This is a genomic window from Pseudomonas sp., from assembly GCF_030698175.1.
Classification (GTDB): Bacteria; Pseudomonadota; Gammaproteobacteria; order Pseudomonadales; family Pseudomonadaceae; genus Aquipseudomonas.
Map to the genome: position 1 here is coordinate 1 of NZ_JAUYNT010000037.1, position 21,889 is coordinate 21,889.

At 60.1% G+C, this 21,889-nt stretch carries 22 protein-coding genes; 16 read left to right on the plus strand and 6 right to left on the minus strand.

All coding sequences use genetic code 11. The features are described 5' to 3' along the window. Positions 1–360: 360 nt before the first annotated feature. Complete coding sequence (locus tag Q8R10_RS18560; protein WP_305655402.1) at positions 361–1,035, minus strand: HAD family phosphatase; 675 nt, start codon at positions 1,033–1,035, stop codon at positions 361–363. Between the two features lie 187 nt (positions 1,036–1,222). Between Q8R10_RS18560 and Q8R10_RS18565 the strand changes: the two genes are divergently transcribed. The 7 genes from Q8R10_RS18565 (at position 1,223) to Q8R10_RS18595 (ending at position 8,809) form a co-directional block, all read left to right on the plus strand. After that, positions 1,223–2,149, plus strand: coding sequence for a LysR substrate-binding domain-containing protein (locus tag Q8R10_RS18565; RefSeq protein ID WP_305655403.1), 927 nt, complete (start codon positions 1,223–1,225; stop codon positions 2,147–2,149). A gap of 174 nt (positions 2,150–2,323) precedes the next feature. Next, positions 2,324–3,346, plus strand: coding sequence for a putative 2-aminoethylphosphonate ABC transporter substrate-binding protein (locus tag Q8R10_RS18570; RefSeq protein ID WP_305655404.1), 1,023 nt, complete (start codon positions 2,324–2,326; stop codon positions 3,344–3,346). A 380-nt stretch (positions 3,347–3,726) separates the two neighbouring features. Continuing rightward, complete coding sequence (locus Q8R10_RS18575) at positions 3,727–4,794, plus strand: putative 2-aminoethylphosphonate ABC transporter ATP-binding protein (RefSeq protein ID WP_305655405.1); 1,068 nt, start codon at positions 3,727–3,729, stop codon at positions 4,792–4,794. A 186-nt stretch (positions 4,795–4,980) separates the two neighbouring features. After that, a complete protein-coding gene (locus tag Q8R10_RS18580; protein WP_305655406.1) occupies positions 4,981–6,675 on the plus strand; it encodes a putative 2-aminoethylphosphonate ABC transporter permease subunit in 1,695 nt (564 codons plus the stop codon). Next, positions 6,672–7,577, plus strand: coding sequence for a DMT family transporter (locus tag Q8R10_RS18585; RefSeq protein ID WP_305655407.1), 906 nt, complete (start codon positions 6,672–6,674; stop codon positions 7,575–7,577). Before Q8R10_RS18580 ends, Q8R10_RS18585 begins: the two co-directional genes overlap by 4 nt. Positions 7,578–8,022: 445 nt before the next feature. Beyond that, the gene (locus Q8R10_RS18590) at positions 8,023–8,397 is read left to right on the plus strand and encodes a hypothetical protein (RefSeq protein WP_305655408.1); all 375 of its coding nucleotides are present in this window, start codon (positions 8,023–8,025) and stop codon (positions 8,395–8,397) included. A 40-nt stretch (positions 8,398–8,437) separates the two neighbouring features. Further along, positions 8,438–8,809 carry a hypothetical protein gene (locus Q8R10_RS18595; RefSeq protein ID WP_305655409.1) on the plus strand — a complete coding sequence of 124 codons (372 nt, stop codon included), beginning with the start codon at positions 8,438–8,440 and terminating at the stop codon, positions 8,807–8,809. A gap of 447 nt (positions 8,810–9,256) precedes the next feature. Here the strand turns inward: Q8R10_RS18595 and Q8R10_RS18600 are convergent, their stop codons facing one another. Next, positions 9,257–10,063 (minus strand): ABC transporter substrate-binding protein, encoded by an 807-nt coding sequence (locus Q8R10_RS18600; protein ID WP_305655410.1) that lies wholly within the window; start codon positions 10,061–10,063, stop codon positions 9,257–9,259. A gap of 506 nt (positions 10,064–10,569) precedes the next feature. On the opposite strand from Q8R10_RS18600, the gene Q8R10_RS18605 reads away from it, so the two are divergent. Continuing rightward, the gene (locus Q8R10_RS18605; RefSeq protein ID WP_305655411.1) at positions 10,570–13,434 is read left to right on the plus strand and encodes a class I adenylate cyclase; all 2,865 of its coding nucleotides are present in this window, start codon (positions 10,570–10,572) and stop codon (positions 13,432–13,434) included. Between the two features lie 20 nt (positions 13,435–13,454). After that, positions 13,455–14,117: a hypothetical protein gene (locus tag Q8R10_RS18610; protein WP_305655412.1), complete on the plus strand. Its 663-nt coding sequence runs from the start codon at positions 13,455–13,457 to the stop codon at positions 14,115–14,117. Between the two features lie 83 nt (positions 14,118–14,200). On the opposite strand, the gene Q8R10_RS18615 is transcribed toward Q8R10_RS18610, so the two are convergent. The 3 genes from Q8R10_RS18615 to Q8R10_RS18625 are packed head-to-tail and all read right to left on the minus strand — an operon-like array spanning position 14,201 to position 15,828. Next, positions 14,201–14,374 carry a DUF1289 domain-containing protein gene (locus Q8R10_RS18615; protein WP_305655428.1) on the minus strand — a complete coding sequence of 58 codons (174 nt, stop codon included), beginning with the start codon at positions 14,372–14,374 and terminating at the stop codon, positions 14,201–14,203. Between the two features lie 49 nt (positions 14,375–14,423). Beyond that, a complete protein-coding gene (gene cyaY / locus Q8R10_RS18620; RefSeq protein ID WP_305655413.1) occupies positions 14,424–14,756 on the minus strand; it encodes an iron donor protein CyaY in 333 nt (110 codons plus the stop codon). Positions 14,757–14,787: 31 nt separating this feature from the next. Next, positions 14,788–15,828, minus strand: a complete 1,041-nt coding sequence (locus tag Q8R10_RS18625; protein ID WP_305655414.1) for an AraC family transcriptional regulator — start codon at positions 15,826–15,828, stop codon at positions 14,788–14,790. A gap of 305 nt (positions 15,829–16,133) precedes the next feature. Between Q8R10_RS18625 and Q8R10_RS18630 the strand changes: the two genes are divergently transcribed. The 6 genes from Q8R10_RS18630 to Q8R10_RS18655 all read left to right on the plus strand — a co-directional run bounded on the left by Q8R10_RS18630 (position 16,134) and on the right by Q8R10_RS18655 (position 20,957). Beyond that, complete coding sequence (locus Q8R10_RS18630) at positions 16,134–16,274, plus strand: lipoprotein (protein ID WP_305655415.1); 141 nt, start codon at positions 16,134–16,136, stop codon at positions 16,272–16,274. A gap of 9 nt (positions 16,275–16,283) precedes the next feature. Further along, positions 16,284–17,543 (plus strand): diaminopimelate decarboxylase, encoded by a 1,260-nt coding sequence (gene lysA / locus Q8R10_RS18635; RefSeq protein WP_305655416.1) that lies wholly within the window; start codon positions 16,284–16,286, stop codon positions 17,541–17,543. A gap of 5 nt (positions 17,544–17,548) precedes the next feature. Next, positions 17,549–18,379: a diaminopimelate epimerase gene (gene dapF / locus Q8R10_RS18640; protein WP_305655417.1), complete on the plus strand. Its 831-nt coding sequence runs from the start codon at positions 17,549–17,551 to the stop codon at positions 18,377–18,379. A gap of 50 nt (positions 18,380–18,429) precedes the next feature. After that, positions 18,430–19,131, plus strand: coding sequence for a DUF484 family protein (locus Q8R10_RS18645; protein ID WP_305655419.1), 702 nt, complete (start codon positions 18,430–18,432; stop codon positions 19,129–19,131). An 84-nt stretch (positions 19,132–19,215) separates the two neighbouring features. Continuing rightward, positions 19,216–20,112: a tyrosine recombinase XerC gene (xerC, locus tag Q8R10_RS18650; RefSeq protein ID WP_305655421.1), complete on the plus strand. Its 897-nt coding sequence runs from the start codon at positions 19,216–19,218 to the stop codon at positions 20,110–20,112. 149 nt (positions 20,113–20,261) lie between these two features. Then, positions 20,262–20,957 (plus strand): HAD family hydrolase, encoded by a 696-nt coding sequence (locus Q8R10_RS18655; RefSeq protein ID WP_305655423.1) that lies wholly within the window; start codon positions 20,262–20,264, stop codon positions 20,955–20,957. A gap of 238 nt (positions 20,958–21,195) precedes the next feature. Here the strand turns inward: Q8R10_RS18655 and sutA are convergent, their stop codons facing one another. Beyond that, positions 21,196–21,537, minus strand: a complete 342-nt coding sequence (sutA, locus tag Q8R10_RS18660) for a transcriptional regulator SutA (protein WP_305655424.1) — start codon at positions 21,535–21,537, stop codon at positions 21,196–21,198. 164 nt (positions 21,538–21,701) lie between these two features. On the opposite strand from sutA, the gene Q8R10_RS18665 reads away from it, so the two are divergent. Further along, positions 21,702–21,889, plus strand: a 188-nt coding sequence (locus Q8R10_RS18665; protein ID WP_305655426.1) for a hypothetical protein, incomplete at its 3' end; no start/stop codon positions are given.

A 21,889-nucleotide genomic window follows, 5' to 3' on the forward strand; every position in this document is an offset into this window, starting at 1 on the left:
GGGGGGCCTCTCTACAAACGAGATCGCAATGCGTCTCTAGGGTGGGACGGCCTCCCCGGAACCTTACTGATTATCGTCAACAGCGTGTTTGAGCCTACTGTTTAACGATGACCTCAACATACAAGGGTGGGTTAGTGGCGCGAGCAGGGTTTGAAAATAAACTGTGCAATCTGTGCGCCACGTAACCCACCAAGCGGTGATCGGTCGGCCCCATCTGGTGGGTTACGGCGCAACTGACTAAGCATCAGCAGATAGCCCGTGGTCATGCGCCTAACCCACCCTACGAATTACCGCCCCCCAGGCATCACCCGACCCACACGCTTCAACCCATAACGGCTACATAGCCATGCTATTGCCCCGTCAAGCGGCGACCGGCGTTAGCCAGCGGCACTGCCAGCCACGGCGCTCGGCCTCGAACGTCAGGCGGGCATTGGGATTGGTCGGGCGCGGCTCGCTGACCCACTCCAGCAGCGGCAGGTCGTTGTGCGAATCGCTGTAGAAAAAGCTCTGCCGCACCTGTCCGCCGTGGCGCAGCAGCCAGTTTTCCAGGCAGTGCACCTTGCCCTCGGCATAGGTCAGCAGGCCTTGTGAGCGACCGCTGTAACGGCCGTCACGCAGCTCGCAGGGCACCCCGTGGATATGTTCAAAACCCAGCGCCAGCCCCATCGGCCGCACCAGAAACTCTTCGCTGGCGGACACCAGTAATAAGGTGTGACCGGCGGCGCGATGGGCGGCAATCAGCTCCAGCGCCTCGGGGTAGACCCGCGGCAATAGCTGCGAGTCGGTCAACTCGCGCACTGCCACCGCCACCTCGTCCTGATGACGGCCGACCAGCGGCGCCAGCGTCAAGTCGAGGTAGGCGTGCATATCCAAGCCGCGCTCGCCGTAATCGGCCATCAAGGCGGCATGTCGGCGACCAAAGGTCTCGCCATCGACCCAGCCCAGGCGCTGCATTTGTGCGGACCAGAGCGCCGAGCAATCTGCGTCCAGCAGGGTATGGTCGAGATCGAAGATGGCCAGGGTAAGTTCTTGCATGACAGCGCCTTTTTCACAGTGTTTAAACGCTGTGCAGTATCGGCATTACCCAGCACCCAGCCCAGACAGCAGGGCTTGCGCCGAGCGCTAGGTTTTCTTATGACCTGTCATCTGTGCGTCACATTGGCGGGCTTAACTGGGCTGAATCACTAGACCAGCCCGCGCCCACGACGCCTTCGACCTCGCCATGTCCCGACTACCGCCGCTAAATGCCCTGCGCGCCTTTGAAACCTCGGCGCGCCTGGGCAGCTTTACCCGCGCCGCCGAAGAGCTGCACGTCACCCAAGCGGCGGTCAGCCAGCAGGTCAAACAACTTGAGCAGCACCTCGGCAACCCACTGTTTATGCGCGAAGCCAAGGGCCTGCGATTGACCGAAGCCGGCCGCAGTTATCTGCCGGCCCTGACCCAGGCCTTCCATACACTGCGCAGCAGCACCGAAGAACTGTTCGGCGAACGCGGCCGCACCCAGCTCAGCGTGCGCGCCTCCAACTCCTTCGCCGAACACTTTCTGGCGCCGCGCCTGCAGCGTTTTCTGGCCGACTACCCGCGCTTTCGGGTGCGCATCAGCTCCTCGCCCTGGACCGCCTTCGCCGAGCAAACCAATGCCGACGTGGAGATTTGCAACGGCTATGGCGACTGGAGCGACCGCCAGGTGGAGCGCCTGACCAACGAACACTGGCTGACCGTCTGCAGCCCCGCCACGCTTGCGCGCCGAGGCTGGCCGGGCTCGGCACAGGCACTGCTGGAGTGGCCGCTGTACAGCGTGCTGGGCTATCGCGAGGGCTGGAACGAATGGTTGAGCCAGCAGCAGACCAACGGCCTGGCGCCGGCGCCGAGCCTGGAGTTCGACACCACCACCCTGGCCATGCAAGCGGTGCGCTATGGCGACGGCGTGCTGCTGACCCGCAGCTTTCTGGTCAGCGACGCCTTACACCGTGGCGAGCTGGTGCAGCCGCACCCCGGCGTGCTGCCGACCCGCGGTGGTCACTACCTGGTCTGTCAGCGCGGCGATCAGCGTCCCAAGGTACTGGCCTTCTGCGACTGGCTGCGCCGTGAGCTGCGCGGCCACCAAGCCGGGCTGCGCTTGCAGCTGCCTGGTCTAGCCCAAGAATGACTCGCCTGCGGCATTAGCAAATCTAGGCCATTTGCGCCCCAACCGTCACAAAGCCGCAATCCACAGGGCCTAGCATTCTGGGCACCGGGCGAGTTGCAGCCATTCGCACAGCGCGCAGACCGGCTAATCACCACCGCAGCTTATCTACGGGCCTGGCCCGATTAGGAGATTTCAGTGAAATCGCTCAAGCCTTTGCGCTCCTTGCTCGCCGTCGCCATGACCGCCATCTCGTTCTCGGCCCTGGCCAACAGCGAGCTGACCGTCTATACCGCCCTCGAACCAGAAGACCTGACCAAGTACGCCGCGCGCTTCAACCAGGATCACCCAGAAGTGAAGATCAAGTGGGTGCGTGACTCCACCGGCGTAATCACCGCGCGCCTGCTGGCCGAAAAAGCCAACCCGCAGGCTGACGCCGTTTGGGGCCTGGCCGCCACCAGCCTGAAGCTGCTGCAACAAGATGGCATGCTGCAAGGCTATGCCGCCAAGGGCGTCGACCAACTCAAGCCACTGTTTCGCGACAGCCAGAACCCACCCCAGTGGATAGGTATGGATGCCTGGATGGCCGCCATCTGCTTCAACACAGTAGAGGCCGCCAAGTACAACCTGCCGCAGCCGAAAACCTGGCAAGACCTGACCAATCCGGTGTATCGCGGCCATGTGGTGATGCCCCATCCGGCCTCCTCCGGCACCGGCTATCTGGACGTTTCGGCCTGGCTGCAGACCTTCGGCGCGGACCAGGGCTGGGCCTATATGTACGGCCTGCACCAGAACATCAAGAGCTACACCCACTCCGGCTCCAAGCCTTGCAAGATGGCCGCCACCGGTGAAGCAGCCCTAGGTATTTCCTTCGCCTATCGTGGCGCCAAAGAGAAAACCGCCGGTGCCCCACTGGAACTGGTGTTCCCCACCGAAGGCTTGGGCTGGGAAATGGAAGCCGCCGGCATCCTCAAGGGCACCGACAAACTGGCCGCCGCACAGACGCTGATGGATTGGGCCGCGAGCGAAAAAGCCAACCAGCTGTATAACGAAGGCTACGCCATCATCGCCATGCCCGGGATTGCCAAACCAGTTGCGCACTTCCCGGCCGAACCAGAAAAACTGCTGATCAAAAATGACTTCGACTGGGCCGCGAAAAACCGCGACCTGATCCTCACCGAGTGGCAGCAACGCTACGAAGGCAAGGCCGAAGCCAAGTAAGTACGGGCAACCGTAACAGGCCGTTGAAAAGGCTATGTCCCAGTTACCTGTTACCTGTTACAGGCAGACCGTAGGATGCGGTTGAGCGCAGCGATACCCATCACCGCGTGCGAAGCCCATCGGCTCACTCCGCTGCTGCATGCAGAGGGATGACTGGACTGAGTGCCACTGAATGATTGATGGGTATCGCCAAGCTCAACCCATCCTACAAAAGCTGCGACTGGCGCAATAGTTTTTCAACGGCCTGTTAAACCGAGTGTCGGCAACACCCTGTCCGCCAGACCTGACCTGTTCAGTCCAGCCAGGTCTGGCGGGAAACAGGGTTTTGTTGTTTTGGCATAAAACACCACGCATAAAACTGCGCAACATAGGTAATGACCATGACTCAGGGCTGCGGCAGTCGCCTGCAACTGCAGGGCATACACAAACACTTCGGCAGTGTTGCAGTGCTGCGCGACATTCACCTGGATATTCAACCGGGTGAATTAGTCTGCTTCCTCGGCCCCTCGGGCTGCGGCAAAACCACCCTGCTGCGGATCATTGCCGGGCTCGAAGCACAAAGCGGCGGGCGCTTGCTGCAAGGTGGCCGGGATATCTCCGCGCTGCCACCGCGCCAGCGCGACTTCGGCATAGTGTTTCAGTCTTACGCGCTGTTTCCCAATCTCAGCGTGCGCGACAACATCGCCTTCGGCCTACACAGCCAAGGCTTGCCCAAGGCCGCCATTGGCCAACGGGTAAGCGAGCTGCTGGAGCTGATCGATCTAAACGAGCACGCCGATAAATACCCGACGCAACTGTCCGGCGGCCAGCAACAGCGCGTGGCCCTAGCCCGTGCGTTGGCGCCGGCGCCCGGTTTGCTGCTGCTCGACGAGCCATTGTCGGCACTCGATGCCCGGGTGCGCGGGCATCTGCGCAAGGAAATCCGTCGCCTGCAACAGCAACTCGGGGTCACCAGTATTTTGGTCACCCACGACCAGGAAGAGGCCCTGACCATGGCCGACCGCGTGGTGGTGATGAACCACGGTGTGATCGAGCAGGTCGGCACCCCGCAAGAGATTTACCGCCAGCCGGCCAGTCCCTTTGTCGCCGAGTTTATCGGCGCGATGAACTTCGTCGACTCCAGCCGCGACGCCGCAGGCCTGGTCAAACTCGGCGGCCAGTTGCTGGACATGCCCAACCCGGCGCAGCAACCCGGCCAACGCCTGCGTCTGGCGTTTCGTCCGGAAGAAATACAGCTGCTGCCGATGCATGAAGGCGGCTTGCCGGCGCGCATCGAGCAGCTGGAATTTCTCGGCACCTTTATCCGTTTACGGGTGCGCGTCGAAGGTCTGGCCGAGCCCCTGATCGTCGATGTCGATGCCCGCCGCGCCCGCCAGCTCGGTCTCTGTGAAGGCCAGCAACTGGGCATGCGCTTGCCCGCCGATGCCCTGAGTTGCTTCGCCGCCTGAGCTTGTTATTGGCTTAGGTGTTAGCGGTTCGATTGGGCTTTTGTAGGAGCGGATTTATCCGCGAAATTCGCGGCTGAAGCCGCTCCTACAAAAGCACGCTTGCCCCGCAACAGTGAACAGCTACAGAGCCTTATTGTTATGCACGGGCGCCCGCCGGCGCCCGTCCCCGTGTGGATTACCCTCGTCATGTTCGCGACATCCCAACCACTGAGTCCCGCTCGCCTGATCGTCCATGAGCGCCTGGGCCTGGCCCTGCTGTTTGCCCTGCTGATCGGTCTGTTGATTGTCCTGCTGCCGCTGCCGCTGCTCAGCCTGTTGAGCCGCAGCCTGGAAGACCGCGACGGGCACTTCGTCGGCCTGGCGAATTTTCACGCCTACTTCGCCAGCGGCGCCTTGTTGCGCGCCTTCGGCCATTCGCTGCTGGTGGCGAGCTTGAGCACCGTGCTGGTGCTGGTGAGCGCCTTCGCCGCCGCCTGGGCGCTAACCCGCACACGCCTGCCACTGCGCGGCTGGATTCGTGGTGCCTTGCTGCTGCCGATTCTGGCGCCATCGCTGCTGCCGGCCATCAGCCTGATCTACCTGTTCGGCGAACAAGGGGTGCTCAAGGCCTGGCTCGGCGACAGCTCGATCTACGGGCCGCTGGGCATAGTGCTGGGCTCGTGTTTCTGGACCTTCCCGCATGCGCTGATGATTCTGCTCACCGCCTTGTCCCAGGCCGATGCCCGCCATTACGAAGCTGCCGAGGTGCTGCGCGCCTCGCCCTGGCGGACCTTCTTCACCGTGACCCTGCCGAATGCCCGTTATGGTTTGGTCAGCGCCGGTTTCGTGGTGTTTATTCTGGTGTTTACCGACTTTGGCGTGGCCAAGGTGATCGGCGGCCAGTACGCGATGTTGGCCACCGACGTGTACAAACAAGTGATCGGCCAGCAGCGCTTCGAGATGGGCGCAGTGGTCAGCGTGCTGCTGTTGTTGCCGGCGCTGCTGGCGTTTCTCGCCGACCGCTGGGTACAAGGCCGCCAAGCCGCCACCCTGACCGCCCGCGCTGTGCCCTTCAGCCCAAAAACCGACCGCCGCCGCGACCTCTGCGGCGCCGTTCTGCTGCTGCCCGTGCTGGCCTTTATCGGCGCGGTGATAGGCATGGCGATCTACGCCTCGCTGGTTAAATACTGGCCCTACAACCTCAGCCTGAGTCTGGCCAACTACCAGTTCGAACGACTGCTCGGCGATGGCTGGAGCAGCTACAGCAACTCCCTACAGCTCGCCGCGCTGTGCATGCTGGCCGGCACCAGTCTGGTGTTTTTCAATACCTGGCTGAGCCAGCGCACCCCGCAGCCACGCAGCCTGGTGCTGCTGTTTCAGCTGCTCAGCCTGCTGCCGCTGGCCGTGCCGGGAATGACCCTGGGGCTGGGCTATATCTTCTTCTTCAACCACCCGGACAACCCGCTCAATGGCTTGTACGGCGGCATGACGATTCTGGTGCTGTGCACCCTGGTGCACTTCTACTCGGTGCCGCACCTGAATCTGGTCACCGCCTTCAAGCAACTGGACAGCGAGTTCGAGGCGGTGGGTGAGTCGTTGCGCGCCTCGCGGCTGCAAATTCTCTGGCAGGTCACCCTGCCCATGAGCCTGCCGGCGCTGCTGGATGTAGCGCTGTACTTCTTCGTCAATGCCATGACCACGGTGTCGGCGGTGGTGTTTCTCTACGGCCCGGACAGCAACCTAGCCGCTATCAGCGTGCTTAATCTGGATGACGCCGGGCAAACCGCCGGTGCCGCAGCCATGGCCGTCAGCATCATGGCCACCTGCGCCGTCGCCAAGGTGCTGCACGGCCTGCTGCACGCAGCCCTGCAACGCCGGCAAAGCGCCTGGCGCGGCACATGAGCGGCTTTACCCTACTGCTGGTGCTGCTGTCGGCCATCACCCACGCCAGCTGGAACCTGGCGGGCAAAAAGGCCGGACCGAGCATTGGCTATTTCTGGTTGGCGAGCCTCTGGGGCTTTGTCCTCGGCCTGCCGCTGGTGCTGCCGTTTAGCTGGCCGCTGCTACTGGCCCTGACGCCGCAGATCTGGGCCTGGCTGCTGCTCTCGGGACTATTCCAGGCCCTCTATATTTGGGGACTGGCCGAGGCCTACCGGCGCGGCGAGCTGTCGGCGCTGTACCCATTGATTCGCTCGTCACCATTAATTTTGCTGCTGCTCGGCAGCTTATTGCTGGGCAGCGCCGAGCGCATCACCGGCGGCGCCATGCTCGGCATAGTACTGATCGTCGGCGGCTGTTTTTTTCTGCCGATGCAACGCTTCGCCGATCTGCGCCTGAGCCACTACCTGAATGCCGCCACCTGCTTTGCCTTGCTCGCCGCCAGCGCCACCGCCGGCTATTCGCTGATCGACGACCTGGCCACCCGCGCCATGCGCGAATTGCCCGGCATCAAACTGCACGACGCCTGGGTGGCACTCCTCTATGTGGTGCTGCAGGCGGGCAGTGCGGCGCTGTGGCTGGGCCTGGCGATGTGCTTGCCGGCGTTGCGCCGGCAATGGCGACACGCCCCGCCGCCGTTGGGCAGCAGCCTGTTCACCGGGGTGATGATGCTGCTCACCTACGCGCTGGTGGTCTGGGCCATGGCCTACGCCAGCGATGTCAGCTACGTGGTGGCGTTCCGGCAAATCAGCATCCCGATCACCGTGGCCCTGGGCATCGCCATCCTCGGCGAACGCCTGACCCCGCCGAAATTAGTTGGGGTCGGCATAGTGGTCGGCGGCCTGCTGTTGGTGGTACTCAACTGAGCGTCCTGCTGCATAAACGCCTGCCGACTTTAAAGAGAGTTGAAGACGCCTCAAGAAAACCGTGGCCTGCCCCCACCCCTCCTAAATTTGTGCTCACTAACAACACTGATCAACCCCGCTAGCTACTGGTTTGCACGCGGCAATTTGTGACGACCCTCAGGTAGTCACAAAATACAATTGAATGCGCAATGCAACCCTGCCAAAGTGCTCTGCGCTTTGAAAAAAACGCAACGGATTGCAAGTACGATGCGGCAAGGAACCATGCTCGCGCCCACCTGCAAGCTTCCTCATACCTCCGTTTATTTTGCCACCTGCGCTGTGGTTTTTTGCTGTGGCTCAAATAAGCCCAACCTTCAGTGAGTGCCCTATCACCCTCACCAGCTAGTTATGATCGATACCGTATTGAAAGATTACCCAACAAAAATCAATCAAAGGATGATGGTTCATGACCGTTTCTATAACCCGCAAGCAGCGCTTCGCGCCTTCTTCATTAATTAAATACACCGCCGCTGCATGTCTGACGTTGACCCTTGGCGGGTGTAACTCTTCGGAGTCCGATGTGCAGAAAGTAGTGATCGAGAACTTGCTGGCAAAAGATGTCCGCGAGTTTGGCGAATTCACTGAAATCAATGACATCGGTGCCTGCCAGACCGTAAACACCCTGGGCAGCAATGGTCTGGAAACCGGCGACCTGCAGGCCGCCGCAATGAAAGTGGACGACGTGTGGAAATTTATGACCATGCAGAAGATCAGCCACGAGGAATGCGTGACAGCCATGGACGAGTTGACCAAAGAAATCCTGGCAAAACAGAAAGATTGAGCCAGCAAACAAAATTTCGAAATACTTCTGGAGAAGCACGATGCGTAGTAAGTTCCTACATCTTGGGTTGATCGTAGTTATGGGTTTGATGACAGCGTGCGCTTCATCGAACAAACCCAAAGAGCAACAGATTATTGGCCAGATCCCACCGGGCAGTGCATTTTCTAAGCTCAGAATCGGTATGTCTCTGCAGCAGACACATGACCTGATCGGCCAGCCCACCGACAGCTACAACCACATGACTGGCAAGATGTTCATTCCGTTTTACTTCGGCCGAGACGCCATGCGCCTGGAAGAACTCTATAAAGGCCAAGGTCGTATCACCTATACTGGCGTAGGCGCCGGCGGAGCGACGTTCAATATCTACCAGATCACCTACGATTCGAGCGAAGACGGTTACAACAACAAGTAATCCGCTGCCGCGTCATAAAGAGCCCCGCCATGAGCGGGGCTCTTTGGTATTGGCAATACGCAAAAAATTCTTCTGGAACAATCGGGGACCACGGTTATCCGATACGTTCTCAGTAGGAAAAGGGAGGTGGTGTTCGCTTGGGTCATGCACCAGAGGGAGAGGGGCAGGTTTTGTTTTTTGCGTAGGAGCCTTGCTTGCCATTATTTGCCAGATGTAAAACGCAAGATTTGACCCCGATCTCACATGCCTGAAAAAAACCGACAATATAAATGCTTAGAGCATTTGCTGCGCCTGCTGACTACTGCATATCCAGCGGCAGATCTACGGCGATTATCGGGCTGAAGTAATAAACTTTCGGGCGCCGCGCGCGCAGCAATACCGGCGGATTTCTTTTAAGCCACCTGAAATCAAAAAATAACTACGCAACTGCAACTGAAAAGGCATCAGCTATTGCTCTAGAGGGCTAACAACTCCGTACTTTTCAAAAATAGCCCGCCGTTTACCCTCGGCAATGAATTTGGCCAATTCTACGTTGAACTGTTTGGCCAGCTTTTCGGCGCCAGGCCATTTCTTGGAGAAGCCTATATGGTAGGTGCGCACCCCACCCAGTGGCTGATCAATGTAATCAATCATATCGAACTGTGGTGCGTTGGTTTGAATAAGGTAATTGCACACTGTCACTTCGCAGACGGCAATGTCGATACGACCAAGACGGAGTTCTTGTAGCTGGCGGAGCTCTAGATTTTCTCCAGATAATTGCGAAGCACCCTTGAATTTATTATTTTTCACCGCCGCCCAGAACGGCGCTATATAGCCATAACCATTACTGTAACCGACTCGATAATCTTTCAAGTCATCCAGTGTTTGCCATGAGATGGACTTACTTTTGAGTTTAAAGAAGACATCTTCAACCGTACTGATAGGGTCGGAAAAATAATACACCTGCTCGCGCTCGGGATTTTTAGCCATGCCGTAGATGGCGGCAACTTGTCCATTCTGTGCTATCAATTGCGCACGCGCCCAGGGCAGCGCTTTAATTTCCGGTTCGTAGCCCATGCGTTTAATTACCTGGGTGATTATTTCAGTATTAAAGCCGGTAATCACTCCATCGCGCTCAAATTCAAACGGAGGGAAATTCTCCATGATGATCGGAAGTACGTTCTGGTTATCTGCCAGGGCGGCATGAGCTGCTGACAATACACAGCAGCTGATCACTACCTTTAATTTAAACAACAGCGTCTTGGTATTTTTCATATGATTTCGCCGATTCCTCATTAAACCACCATTCCCCTAGCAGCCTGTCGACAGGCTGCTAGGGCGAAGCAAGCGGCAAGCTTATCGATGGTCGCGCTTGCGTGCGTTCATGCCCGCAGAATCATCAGGATACAGCGGGCTAGCAATCCCCTAGGCGAGCACCGTGAGGATTGTCGTAGGCGGCACAGAGCCGTTTAGGCGTGATCTTTCCAAGCCGTTATCCGAAGTCTAGACATGAATTGATAACGCCACCTTTTAGCATTACGAAAGCCAGTTTTTGGCTCGCAACGCCGCCTATGACTGCCCGACATAGGCGGCAGGTCTTAGATTTCACAGGCTTGATCTTATAAAGAATAAAAATGCACTGCTTGATGTTCATTCCCAAGCATTCCGTCAGTCCGTTTCAGCGCAGCGCGCAGGCACGGGCCGCCGCTTGCTACCCTTATCAAGCGCCATCCCCGACCACCGCACTGGCACTGCCCGGCGAATATGCTTAGGCTTTGAGCATGACTCGCAACAGTGAAATTCGCCCCGATATCGACAACGGCATCGACCGCAAGGAGCTGACGCAGCTGCGTGCGCGCTTTATGCAGGTCAATAGCGGGCGCCTGGCGCGCGCCATGCAGGCACTCTCGACGCGTCAGCAGTTGGTGCTGAAGCTCTTGCCCCTGCTGTTTCATGTCAACCATCCGCTGCTGCCCGGTTATGTTTCCAGCGCCACCCCGGCCGGTCTCTGCGGTTATGAACCGGATGACGAGTTGCTCAGCGAGGCCCAGCGGCTGACTCGTTCGTTCGTCTACAAGCCGTATCGCGGCAAACCGCAGCTGCCGTTGCAGGGCCTGTTTTTGATGGGCAGCCTCGGCACCCTGGCCCAGGCCGAGCAGAGCGACATGGACCTCTGGGTCTGTCACGCGCCACAACTCACAGCCCAGGAGCTGCAAGAGCTACAGCGCAAATGCACGCTGCTGGAAAGCTGGGCCGCCACCCAGGGCGCCGAGGTGCATTGCTTTTTGGTCGATCCGCAGCGCTTTAGCCAGGAAGATCGCGAAGCCCAACTGACCTCCGACGACTGCGGCACCACCCAGCACTATTTATTGCTCGATGAGTTTTACCGCACCGCCATCTGGCTGGCCGGGCGCACGCCGCTGTGGTGGCTGGTGCCAGTGTATGAAGAGCAACGCTACGGCGAGTACACCAACACCCTGCTGAGCAAGCGTTTTATCCGCGCCGATGACGTGCTCGACCTCGGCCATTTGGCGCGGATTCCGCCGGCGGAATTTCTCGGCGCCGGCATGTGGCAGCTGTTCAAGGGCATCGAGTCACCATACAAGTCGGTGCTCAAGCTGCTGCTGACCGAGGTCTACGCCAGCCAGCATCCGCAGGTGGAATGCCTAAGCCTGCGCTTTAAACAAGCGGTGTTTGCCAACCGCCTCGACCTCGACGAGCTGGACTCCTACACAGTGGTCTATCGCCGTCTGGAGGAATATTTAACCGGCCGCGGTGAACTGGAACGCCTCGAGCTGATCCGCCGCTGCCTGTACTTGAAGGTCAATAAAAAGCTCAGCAAGCCGCCGCGCAACCGCCAGAAAAGCTGGCAGCGCCTGCTGCTGGAGCGCCTCACCGCCGACTGGGGCTGGAGCGAACGCGAGCTGCTGATGCTGGATAATCGCCAGCAGTGGAAAGTCCGCCAGGTCAGCCTGGAGCGCCGCGCCCTGGTCAATGAGCTGACCTACAGCTACCGGTTTTTATCGGACTTTGCCCGCAGCCAACAGGCCGGCAGCCTGCTCAACAGCCGCGACCTGAGCATCCTCGGCCGCCGCCTGTACGCCGCCTTTGAGCGCAAGGCCGGCAAGGTCGAATTTATCAACCCTGGGATTGCCCCCGACCTTACCGAGGAAACCCTGACCTTGGTGCACAGCCCGGCCGCCGAAGCCTCTGGCGAAGCCCAATGGGCGCTGTACAGCGGCGGCTTGAGCAGCCATGAGACGGCGGACTTTGCCCCGTTAAAACGCACCCGCCAGTTGCTTGAACTGCTCGCCTGGGGCCATCGCAACAGCGTCATCGACAGCAGCACCCGCTTGTCTTTGCAGTCGGGCGGCAGTGATCTGAATGACTTTGAACTGTCCAATCTGCTCGAAAGTTTGCAACTGGTGCTGCCCCTGCCCTTCGCCAGCGTGTCCGAACAGGCCCTACTGCAAGCCTGCGCGCCGGCCACTGTGCTGCTGCTGGTAAATGTCGGGGTCGACCCGTTAAAGCAACACAGCCTGCTCAATGTGCACCTCACCAGCGGGCGTACCGATGCACTGGGCTACTCCGGGGTACGGGAAAATCTGGTGCTGACCCTCGACCAGATCACCCTCAACAGCTGGAACGAACTGCTGGTCACTCGCTACGACGGCCCCAACGCCTTGCTCGACTGCCTGCGCGACTTTCTCAATAGCCTGCTGTTCGGCCGCGCCAAACCCAACTTGCAGATTCGCTGTTTCTGTAAGAACCGCGCCGTGACCATTGGCCAGCGGGTCGAAGAATTGTTTCGCGATGCCCTCAGCCACCTCGGCGCCCAGCATCTTGACCAGCCCCAACCCAGCCGCTATCTGCTGCAAATTCAGCAGCAATACCACGTCATTGACCTGCTGCCCGGACGCGTCAGCCACACCGCGCTGGCCGGTCTGCCGGCGCTAATCGAGCACCTTGGCGAGCAGCAAAACGGTTTCAGCGCCCTGCATTTGGACAGTCATGCCCTGGAGGGCGATGACCTGGCGCTAATCCTGCCACTCGGCCGTCCCGACTGCATTCAAGTGTTCTACCGCCTACACGGCGAACAGGCCGAACTGAGCATTCTGGATGAGCACAATGCACTGTGGCGCCAGCGCGTGCCCTTTCATGATGAACAAAACCTGCTGACCCCGGTGCAGCGCTTTTTGCAGTCGATGCTCTATCGACGCAACGCACAGCTGAGCCTCGACAATGCGCAACTGCCGATGGACCTGGAGCTGCTCTATTACCAAGTGCTACCCGCCGCGCCCCAGCGTGCCCAGCATCTAGAGCGTCGCCCGGCACCGCAAAGCCTCGGCAGCCAGCCGTTTTATCAAGTCCAGGTGATTGTCGAGCCGGCCGAGCAACGCAGCGAGCACATCACCCTGTACTGCAACCACCGCGAGTTTTCCGAGCTGGAGTATGGCCAGGATTTATTCGCCGCCGTGGCCCGGCATATCCTCAGCCAACGCCAAGACGGCGAGCGCTACCCCTGCTACATCACCGACCTCGACCTGTCACGGGTGCTCGACGCCGGGCATAGCCAAACCAGCCATTACCTGCGCTACAAAACCAAGCTGGAAGAGGCGCTCAATAGCGCTTTGCAGAACGCCTAAGAAACACCAAGGAAAGTCCCATGACATTAATGCCCCTGCTTCTGATCGGCACTGGTCTACTGATCTGCTACTGGCTGCTGCGCTTGCGCAGCAACGCTGCCAGCGATAGCTACATCGCTGGCTATGGCTTTCCCTTGCGACTCAAAGAAAGTCTCCTGCAACGCTATCCGCACCTTAACGATGCTCAATTGCAGCAAGTACTCAAAGGCCTGCGCGAATACCTACACATCAGCCGCATGGGCCGCAATCAACTGATCGCCATGCCTTCCCAGGCAGTGGATGTGGCTTGGCATGAGTTCATTTTGCACACCCGGCTGTACCAACACTTTTGCCAGAAAGCCTTTGGCCGCTTCCTCCACCACACGCCCAGCACTGCCATGCGCAGCCCGACCAGCGCACAGGAAGGCATACGCCGAGCCTGGCGTTTGGCTTGTGCGCGCGAAAAGATCAACCCTAAACAACCACAGCGCCTGCCTCTACTGTTCGCGCTGGATGCTGAACTGGGCATCGAGGATGGCTTGCGTTACAGCCTAAACTGCCGCGCCGGCAATCCTGGCGGGCAAACCGACGGTTACTGTACCAGCCATATTGGCTGCAGCAGTGATTGCGCCGGCAGCAGTGGCACCAATAGCGGCGACTTCAGTGATTCCAGTGGCGGTGATTGCGGTGGGGGTGGTGACTAACAGGCCGTTGAAAAACTACTGCGCTCGGCTATGCGGCGTTGAAATCAGCCTCACAAAAGCGCAGCACGGCCTGCCAATCCGAGTTAAATCGAAGCATTCCAGGGTTTGCGCACACGGCCTTGCGCCGCCGCGCAAATCTCACGCCGGCGAGCATTGCTGGCGCTGCCCCATTCGAGGATTTCCGCCAGTAGGCGCCCGCAACCGAGGCAGCAGTCAGCGTCATCCAGGCAGCACTGGCGCCGGCACGGCGACTCCACCGGGCCATCGACCGGGCCATCGACCGGGGCCGCGCTGTCGGGCGGCTGATCAGAGCTCTTCAAACTCAAGTTCCGCACCGCACTGCTCAAGGGTCAGGCGCGCCAGCATCTCACCCAGCAGTTCGTCGCTGGTGTCGCACATCCAACGCTCGCTGGCGGCGTCGTAGTCGAAGTGAAAACCGCCCGAGCGCGCGGCCAGCCACAGTTGCCGCAACGGCTCTTGGCGGCTGAAGATCAGCTGGCTGCCGTTGTCAAAACGTACCGTCAGTACGCCGGCGGAGTTTTCCAGGTCAAGGTCCAGCTCGCTGCTATCAAACACGTCCTCGATGGCCTCTTGCGTGGCATCGACCAGATCGTGAAAACGGGCTTCGGTCAAACTCATTACTACTACCTCAACAAATAAAAAGTGGCCATCAATCGGCTAACAAACTGCGGCGATAATCACCTGGGCTTTGCCCGGTCCAGCGGCGAAAGGCGCGAGCCAAGGAGCCGGCCTCGCTAAACCCCAACAAGAACGCAATATCGGCCAATTCCAGCGCCGGATCGCGTAGATAATGCAGCACCAGCGGCTGACGTGTCTCATCCAGCAGCTGACTAAACGATAAACCGGCCTCACCCAAACGCCGCTGCAAGGTCCGCGGACTCAGTGCCAAAGCGGCGGCCAAGGCCGGCAAACTCACGGGACCGGCGGCTAACTGTGCGGCCAATAACTCGCGGGCACGGATAAGCAGACTATCGCCTTGTTTGAGTTCGGCCAACTGCCGATCGGCATAGGCGTCGAGCATCAAGCGCATCTGCGCATCGGCCTGACCAAGCGGCGCACCCAGTAAGCGCTTGGGGTAAACCAAGGCATTATCGGCCTGGGCAAACAATACTGGGCAGCGGAAAATCCGCTGGTGCTCGCTGATGTCGGCCGGTTGTGGGTGCTGAAAACGCACCAGCGTCGGTGCCAGGTCCAGGCCGCTGATCCAGTGCCCGAAGGTGACCCAGGCCGCCAGGGTTTCCTCGCTGGTGTGGCGCTGCAACTGCGCCGATAACGGCTGCCAACTGTGCGCCACGTGCGGCTCGAGGTCGGCCTGCAACGGCTCATCATTGAGCTCCACCCGGCCCAGGCTTCCAACCAAATCGGCGTAGCGGGCTTGCCGATGCAAGGCATCGGCCAGGGTCGGGCAGCTCATAATCAAGTAACCGAGCACACCGTAATAACCGGGCCGCACTGCCTCGCCCAGATGCAGACCGAAGTCGCTATCGCCGCTGCGGGCCAGGCCCAGTTCAAACAATTGCAAATAGGTACTGGCCGCCACCCGCTGTTCGCGCTGGGCCAAAATCCCCACGGGCAACTGCACCTGCGCCAGCAAGGGCGCCGACTCAATGCCTTGGCGTGCCAGGTAATCGAGCAAGCCTTGCAGGTAGGCCACCGAGACTGAACCTGCCAGTGCCTTGGGACTGTTCATCCACCCTCCACGCGAAACGCCATAACCGTTAAAACAGGCGCTGAATAATCGAGCGCAGTAGTTTTCACGCAGCCTGAAAAGCCCCGGCAGCCGTGAAATGCCACGGCGCACCAGGCAATTGAGCAAGCTTGCGGCTATGCCCGCAAGACTGATGCTGCCAGTGTCTTGGGACTGCTCGTCCATTCTGCGCGCTAAGCGCCAATAGCCGTTAAAAGCCCCGGCAGCCGTGAATTGTGGCGCATAGGCAAGCCGCCGGGGGGCCGGTATACTCGGTCGCAATTACCGATTTTACAAGGATTGCCCCCATGAAGCGTCTGCTGCTTCCCCTCGTTGCACTCTTGGCACTGTCTGCCGCCCTAGTTGGCTGTGGACAAAAAGGCCCGCTCTATCACCCCGAAGATGAGAAAGCCGCCAAGCAGCACGACAAAGACGTTTACGAACTCTAAGGGGGCTCCATGCAAGCTTTTACCAGCCGCGACGGTCAACTGTTCGCGGAAGGCGTGGCGCTGTCCGCCATTGCCGAGCGTTTCGGCACGCCTACTTACGTTTACTCGCGCGCCCATATCGAGGCGCAATACCGCGCCTATGCCGATGCCCTCGACGGCATCGAGCACATGGTCTGCTTCGCGGTTAAAGCCAACTCCAACCTCGGCGTACTCAACGTACTGGCTCGCCTCGGTGCCGGCTTTGACATCGTCTCCCGTGGCGAGCTGGAGCGGGTCTTGGCCGCCGGTGGCGCGCCTGCAAAAATGGTCTTCTCCGGCGTCGGCAAGAGCCGCGACGACATGCGCCGCGCCCTGCAAATTGGCGTGCATTGTTTTAATGTCGAGTCCACCGACGAACTGGAGCGCCTGCAGCAAGTTGCCGCCGAACTGGACGTACAAGCGCCGGTATCGCTGCGGGTTAATCCGGACGTCGATGCCGGCACCCACCCGTATATCTCCACGGGCTTAAAAGAAAACAAGTTCGGCATTGCCATCAGCGACGCCGAGGCTGTGTATGCCCGCGCCGCCGAACTACCGAACCTGCAAGTGCTCGGTGTCGATTGTCATATCGGTTCGCAACTGACCACTTTGCCACCGTTTATCGATGCACTGGATCGGCTGCTGGTGCTGATCGACCGGCTGGCTGAGCGCGATATCCACATCCGTCATCTGGACCTCGGTGGCGGCCTTGGCGTGCAGTATCGCGACGAGCAACCGCCGTTGGCCGGCGACTATATCGCTGCCGTGCGCGAGCGTTTGGGCGATCGTAAGTTGGCCCTGGTGTTTGAACCGGGCCGCTCGATTGTCGCCAATGCCGGCGTGCTGCTGACCCGCGTCGAGTACCTCAAGCACACCGAACACAAAGACTTCGCCATCGTCGATGCGGCCATGAACGACCTGATTCGCCCGGCCCTGTATCAGGCCTGGATGGAAGTGGTGGCCGTCCAGCCACGCAGCGGCGCCAGCCGCCCCTACGACATCGTCGGGCCGATCTGCGAAACCGGCGATTTTCTCGCCAAAGATCGCCAACTGACGCTGGAAGAAGGCGACCTGTTGGCGATTCGCTCGGCCGGCGCCTACGGCTTTGTCATGAGCTCCAACTACAACACCCGTGGCCGCGCCGCCGAAGTCATGGTCGATGGAGACCGCAGCATTGAGGTGCGCCAGCGCGAGACGGTGCAAGAGTTGTTCGCCGGCGAAAGCCTGTTGCCGCCAGACTCCCAAGGATAAAGCTGATGTTATTGCGCTTTACCAAGATGCACGGCCTGGGCAACGATTTTATGGTCCTCGACCTGATCAGCCAGCACGCGCATATCCAGCCCAAGCACGCCAAGCAGTGGGGCGACCGCCACACCGGCGTCGGTTTCGACCAACTGCTGCTGGTCGAGCCGCCGAGCAATCCGGACGTCGATTTCCGCTACCGGATCTTCAACGCCGACGGCTCGGAAGTGGAGCAATGCGGTAACGGCGCGCGCTGCTTCGCCCGCTTCGTGGTGGATAAACGCCTGACCGCGAAGAAGCAGATCCGGGTCGAAACCAAAAGCGGCATCATCGAACTCGACCTGCGTCCCGACGGCCAGATCAGCGTCAATATGGGCCCGCCGCGGCTTACCCCGGCGCAGATTCCCTTTGTCGCCGAGACCGAGGCGTTGAGCTATGACGTCGAGCTGGAGGGGCAAAACTACGCCCTGGCCGCCGTGTCGATGGGCAACCCGCATGCAGTGTTGCGCGTCGATGACGCCAGCCTGGCGCCGGTGCACACGCTGGGCGCCAAGCTGGAACTGCACCCACGCTTTCCGCAGCGGGTGAATGTCGGCTTTCTGCAGGTGCTCGACCGTCAGCACGCCAAACTGCGGGTCTGGGAACGCGGCGCCGGCGAGACCCAAGCCTGCGGCACCGGCGCTTGCGCGGCGGCTGTGGCGGCGATTAATCAAGGCTGGATGGATTCACCGGTACAGATCGAACTGCCCGGCGGGCGTTTGTCCATCGAGTGGGCAGGCCCCGGTCAGCCCGTTATGATGACCGGGCCAGCAGCCCGTGTGTATGAAGGCCAGGTGCGTCTCTGACGCCGCTGACGCAACGCTAATCAGGCATAGTAAATCACCGAGCAGCGCCCATGACTGAGCAACGCCAGGATCCGCCAGACACCGTGCAAGCCGAACAGGTGGCGGCGTTTTTACGCGCCAACCCTGAGTTCTTCGTCGAGCATGAAGAGCTGCTCAGCGAGCTGCGCATCCCGCACCAGCGCGGCACCACGGTGTCGCTGGTCGAGCATCAGGTGAAACTGCTGCGCGAGCGCAATATCGAGATGCGTCATCGCCTGTCGCACCTGATGGACGTGGCCCGCGACAACGACCGGCTGTTCGACAAGACCCGCCGTCTGGTGCTCGACCTGCTGGATGCGGCGAGCATGGAAGAAGTGGTAAGCGCGGTGGAAGACAGCTTGCGCCATGAGTTCCAGGTGCCTTTTGTCAGCCTGATTCTGTTCAGCGACACGCCCATGGCGGTTGGCCGCTGGGTCAGCTCGGCCGAGGCCCATCAAGCGATTGGCGGCCTACTGACCGGCGGCAAAACCCTCTGCGGGGTATTGCGCAGCCACGAACTGGCGTTTCTGTTCGGTGAAGACGAGCGCGAGCAAGTCGGCTCAGCCGCCGTGGTGACCATCAATCATCAAGGCCTACACGGCGTACTGGCCATCGGCAGCCCCGATCCGCAGCATTACAAGAGCTCCCTCGGCACGCTGTTTCTCAGCTATATCAGCGAGGTGCTGGCGCGGGTGTTGCCACGTTTCGCCACCCAACTGCGTTCGGTGCGTTAAGCAACCGTAGGGTGGGCTTCAGCCCACCACTCGTTGACCCTTGGTGGGCTAAAGCCCACCCTACGCCGCAACCGAGGGCAACCGATGCAAGTGCAGCTCGACGCCTATTTAGAACAACTGCGCAGCGAGCGGCAGCTGTCGGCGCACACCTTAAGCGCCTATCGCAGCGACCTGCACAAGGTCCTCGAATTCTGCTTAACCGAGCAACTCGCCGACTGGAGCGCCCTCGACACGCCGCGCCTGCGTCGCCTGATCGGTCGCCTACACCTGCACGGCTTGGGCGTCAAAAGCCTGGCCCGCCTGCTCTCGGCGGTACGCGGTTTTTATCAGTACTTGAATCGCCACGGCCACTGCCAACACGACCCGGCCAGCGGCCTGACGCCGCCCAAAGGGCAGCGCCGCCTGCCAAAAACCCTGGATGCCGACCGCACGTTACAATTGCTCGACGGCGCAGTTGAAGACGACTTTCTCGCCCGTCGCGACCAAGCCTTGCTGGAGCTGTGCTACTCCTGCGGCCTGCGTTTGGCGGAAATGGTCAGCCTGAATATCGACCAGCTGGATCTGGCCGACGGCCTGGTGGAAGTCTGCGGCAAGGGCAACAAGAGTCGCGTGCTGCCCGTCGGCAGCAAAGCCCGCGAGGCGCTGGCGCACTGGTTGCCCCTGCGGGCCTTGGCCAACCCGGCCGATGGCGCGATGTTTATCAGCCAGCAAGGCCGCCGGCTCGGGTCGCGAGCGATCCAGTTGCGGGTGCAGCAAGCCGGGGTGCGTGAACTCGGCCAGCACCTGCACCCACATATGCTGCGCCACAGCTTCGCCAGCCACCTGCTGGAATCGTCGCAAGACCTGCGCGCCGTGCAAGAGCTGCTCGGCCATGCCGACATCGCCACCACACAGATTTACACCCACTTGGACTTCCAGCATTTGGCGACGGTTTACGATGGCGCTCATCCTCGAGCCAAACGACGTACAACGGACGAATAATATTCGGCCATGAAAACCGGCAGATGGCGACCGTCAACTCCCCGCGCCAAACGACGTACAGCGGACGAATAATATTCGTCCATGAAAACCGGCAGACGGCGATCTCAACGCCACGCGCCAAGCGCTGCACACCAAACGAGTAACTGCCCATGAGCATTCGCCTGATCACCTTCGACCTCGATGACACCCTGTGGGATGTCGCCCCCGTGATGCACAGCGCTGAGACGACGCTGCGCGAATGGCTCGGCGAGCATGCCGCGCAGTTAGGCCCGGTGCCGGTTGAGCATCTGTGGGCGATTCGTGCGCGGCTGCTAAATGCCGAACCGACGCTAAAACATCGCTTAAGCGAGCTGCGTCGGCGGATTTTGCACTTAGCCCTGCAAGAGGCCGGCTACTCCGAGGCTCACGCTGGGCAACTGGCCGAGGCTGGCTTTCAGGTGTTTCTGAGCGCCCGTCATCAGGTGACGCTGTTCCCCGACGTGCACGCGACACTAGAGCAGCTGGCCAACCAGTTTCAACTGGGGGTGATCACCAACGGTAACGCCGATGTGCGCAGGCTTGGCTTGGCGGACTACTTTCAGTTTGCCCTGTGCGCCGAAGAGTTGGGCGTGGGCAAACCCGACCCACTACCATTCCAGCGCGCCCTCAAGCACGCCGGGGTTGCTGCCTCGCAAGCGGTGCATATTGGCGATCACCCTGACGACGATATCGCCGGCGCCCGTGCCGCCGGGCTGCGCAGCATCTGGTTCAATCCGTTAGCGAAAGACTGGAATGGTGGCGAGCGTGCCCATGGCGAAGTCCGCCGCCTGAGTGAACTGCCGGCGCTGCTGGCGAGCTGGCGTTAAGCGCGAAGACTGCGTTTGCCCTCGTAGGCCGGACTCAGGAGCGTAGCGAACAGTCCGGCAAGCCAGCGGCAAACCGTCGATCAGTGCCGTACTGCCTTCGGCGAGTACAGCCTACGCAATGCCCGGCGCATTAATCGCCAACACAGCTGCCAACACAGCGAACAGCAATCTGTAACGACGCTAAAAAACCGATAAAAAAACCCGCGACTAGCGCGGGTTCTCTATGCCTGCAGCGCCCTTAGATAGGGCGGCTGCCGTACTTGCTGTCGGGCTTTTTGGGCGGGTCAGCAACCACGTTTACGTCAACTTCCTGAACCTTGCCACCACGTGAGAGAAACTCTTCCATGGCGCGGGCCAGGGCATCACGCTCTTTCTGCTTGGCTTCCACGCTCGGCAGCGCTTCTACGTCGATAGCGGCTTTGGCTTTGGCCTTGCTCTTCTTGGCAGCAGGAACGCCATCCTCATCACCATCATCGTCGCTGTCGTCATCACTGACGCCGTCATCGGCAGCTTCCAGCTCCTCGGTTTCTTCTTCGTCAGCGCTTTCTAACTCGTCTTGTTCTAAATCTTCGTCGCTCATGTTCCAGCCTCATGACTTGCGAAAAGCAAAGTAGTTATAGCCCAACCGCGTCAAATTTCTAACCCGGTGGAAAAATCAGGGTTAAGGGCGTCGACCTATTACACCGCCGCCGCTCTTACCGGCGCATTCTAGCGCGCTGCCAGAAAAAGCAAAGAGCCACGCGCATGCAAAGCGCAACGAACCCGCCACAGAATGCAAAACGCCCGGAAATCAGAGTGTGTGAAAACGCATTCCTGCGATCCAAAAACAAACGCCCCGACTGGTTCGGGGCGTTTGTTTTTGGAGGATGTAAGCGTTGGTTTTTTGAAAAACGGATTATCCGTCCATCAAGGCGATCATTTGGCGGGCGCCC

Bases quoted from the DNA above. Each gene is read 5' to 3' on its own strand.
- Q8R10_RS18560 (WP_305655402.1), bottom strand. From the start codon at position 1,035: ATGCAAGAACTTACCCTGGCCATCTTCGATCTCGACCATACCCTGCTG.
- Q8R10_RS18565 (WP_305655403.1), top strand. From the start codon at position 1,223: ATGTCCCGACTACCGCCGCTAAATGCCCTGCGCGCCTTTGAAACCTCG.
- Q8R10_RS18575 (WP_305655405.1), top strand. From the start codon at position 3,727: ATGACTCAGGGCTGCGGCAGTCGCCTGCAACTGCAGGGCATACACAAA.
- Q8R10_RS18580 (WP_305655406.1), top strand. From the start codon at position 4,981: ATGTTCGCGACATCCCAACCACTGAGTCCCGCTCGCCTGATCGTCCAT.
- Q8R10_RS18585 (WP_305655407.1), top strand. From the start codon at position 6,672: ATGAGCGGCTTTACCCTACTGCTGGTGCTGCTGTCGGCCATCACCCAC.
- Q8R10_RS18590 (WP_305655408.1), top strand. From the start codon at position 8,023: ATGACCGTTTCTATAACCCGCAAGCAGCGCTTCGCGCCTTCTTCATTA.
- Q8R10_RS18595 (WP_305655409.1), top strand. From the start codon at position 8,438: ATGCGTAGTAAGTTCCTACATCTTGGGTTGATCGTAGTTATGGGTTTG.
- Q8R10_RS18600 (WP_305655410.1), bottom strand. From the start codon at position 10,063: ATGAAAAATACCAAGACGCTGTTGTTTAAATTAAAGGTAGTGATCAGC.
- Q8R10_RS18605 (WP_305655411.1), top strand. From the start codon at position 10,570: ATGACTCGCAACAGTGAAATTCGCCCCGATATCGACAACGGCATCGAC.
- Q8R10_RS18610 (WP_305655412.1), top strand. From the start codon at position 13,455: ATGACATTAATGCCCCTGCTTCTGATCGGCACTGGTCTACTGATCTGC.
- cyaY (WP_305655413.1), bottom strand. From the start codon at position 14,756: ATGAGTTTGACCGAAGCCCGTTTTCACGATCTGGTCGATGCCACGCAA.
- Q8R10_RS18625 (WP_305655414.1), bottom strand. From the start codon at position 15,828: ATGAACAGTCCCAAGGCACTGGCAGGTTCAGTCTCGGTGGCCTACCTG.
- Q8R10_RS18630 (WP_305655415.1), top strand. From the start codon at position 16,134: ATGAAGCGTCTGCTGCTTCCCCTCGTTGCACTCTTGGCACTGTCTGCC.
- lysA (WP_305655416.1), top strand. From the start codon at position 16,284: ATGCAAGCTTTTACCAGCCGCGACGGTCAACTGTTCGCGGAAGGCGTG.
- dapF (WP_305655417.1), top strand. From the start codon at position 17,549: ATGTTATTGCGCTTTACCAAGATGCACGGCCTGGGCAACGATTTTATG.
- Q8R10_RS18645 (WP_305655419.1), top strand. From the start codon at position 18,430: ATGACTGAGCAACGCCAGGATCCGCCAGACACCGTGCAAGCCGAACAG.
- xerC (WP_305655421.1), top strand. From the start codon at position 19,216: ATGCAAGTGCAGCTCGACGCCTATTTAGAACAACTGCGCAGCGAGCGG.
- Q8R10_RS18655 (WP_305655423.1), top strand. From the start codon at position 20,262: ATGAGCATTCGCCTGATCACCTTCGACCTCGATGACACCCTGTGGGAT.
- sutA (WP_305655424.1), bottom strand. From the start codon at position 21,537: ATGAGCGACGAAGATTTAGAACAAGACGAGTTAGAAAGCGCTGACGAA.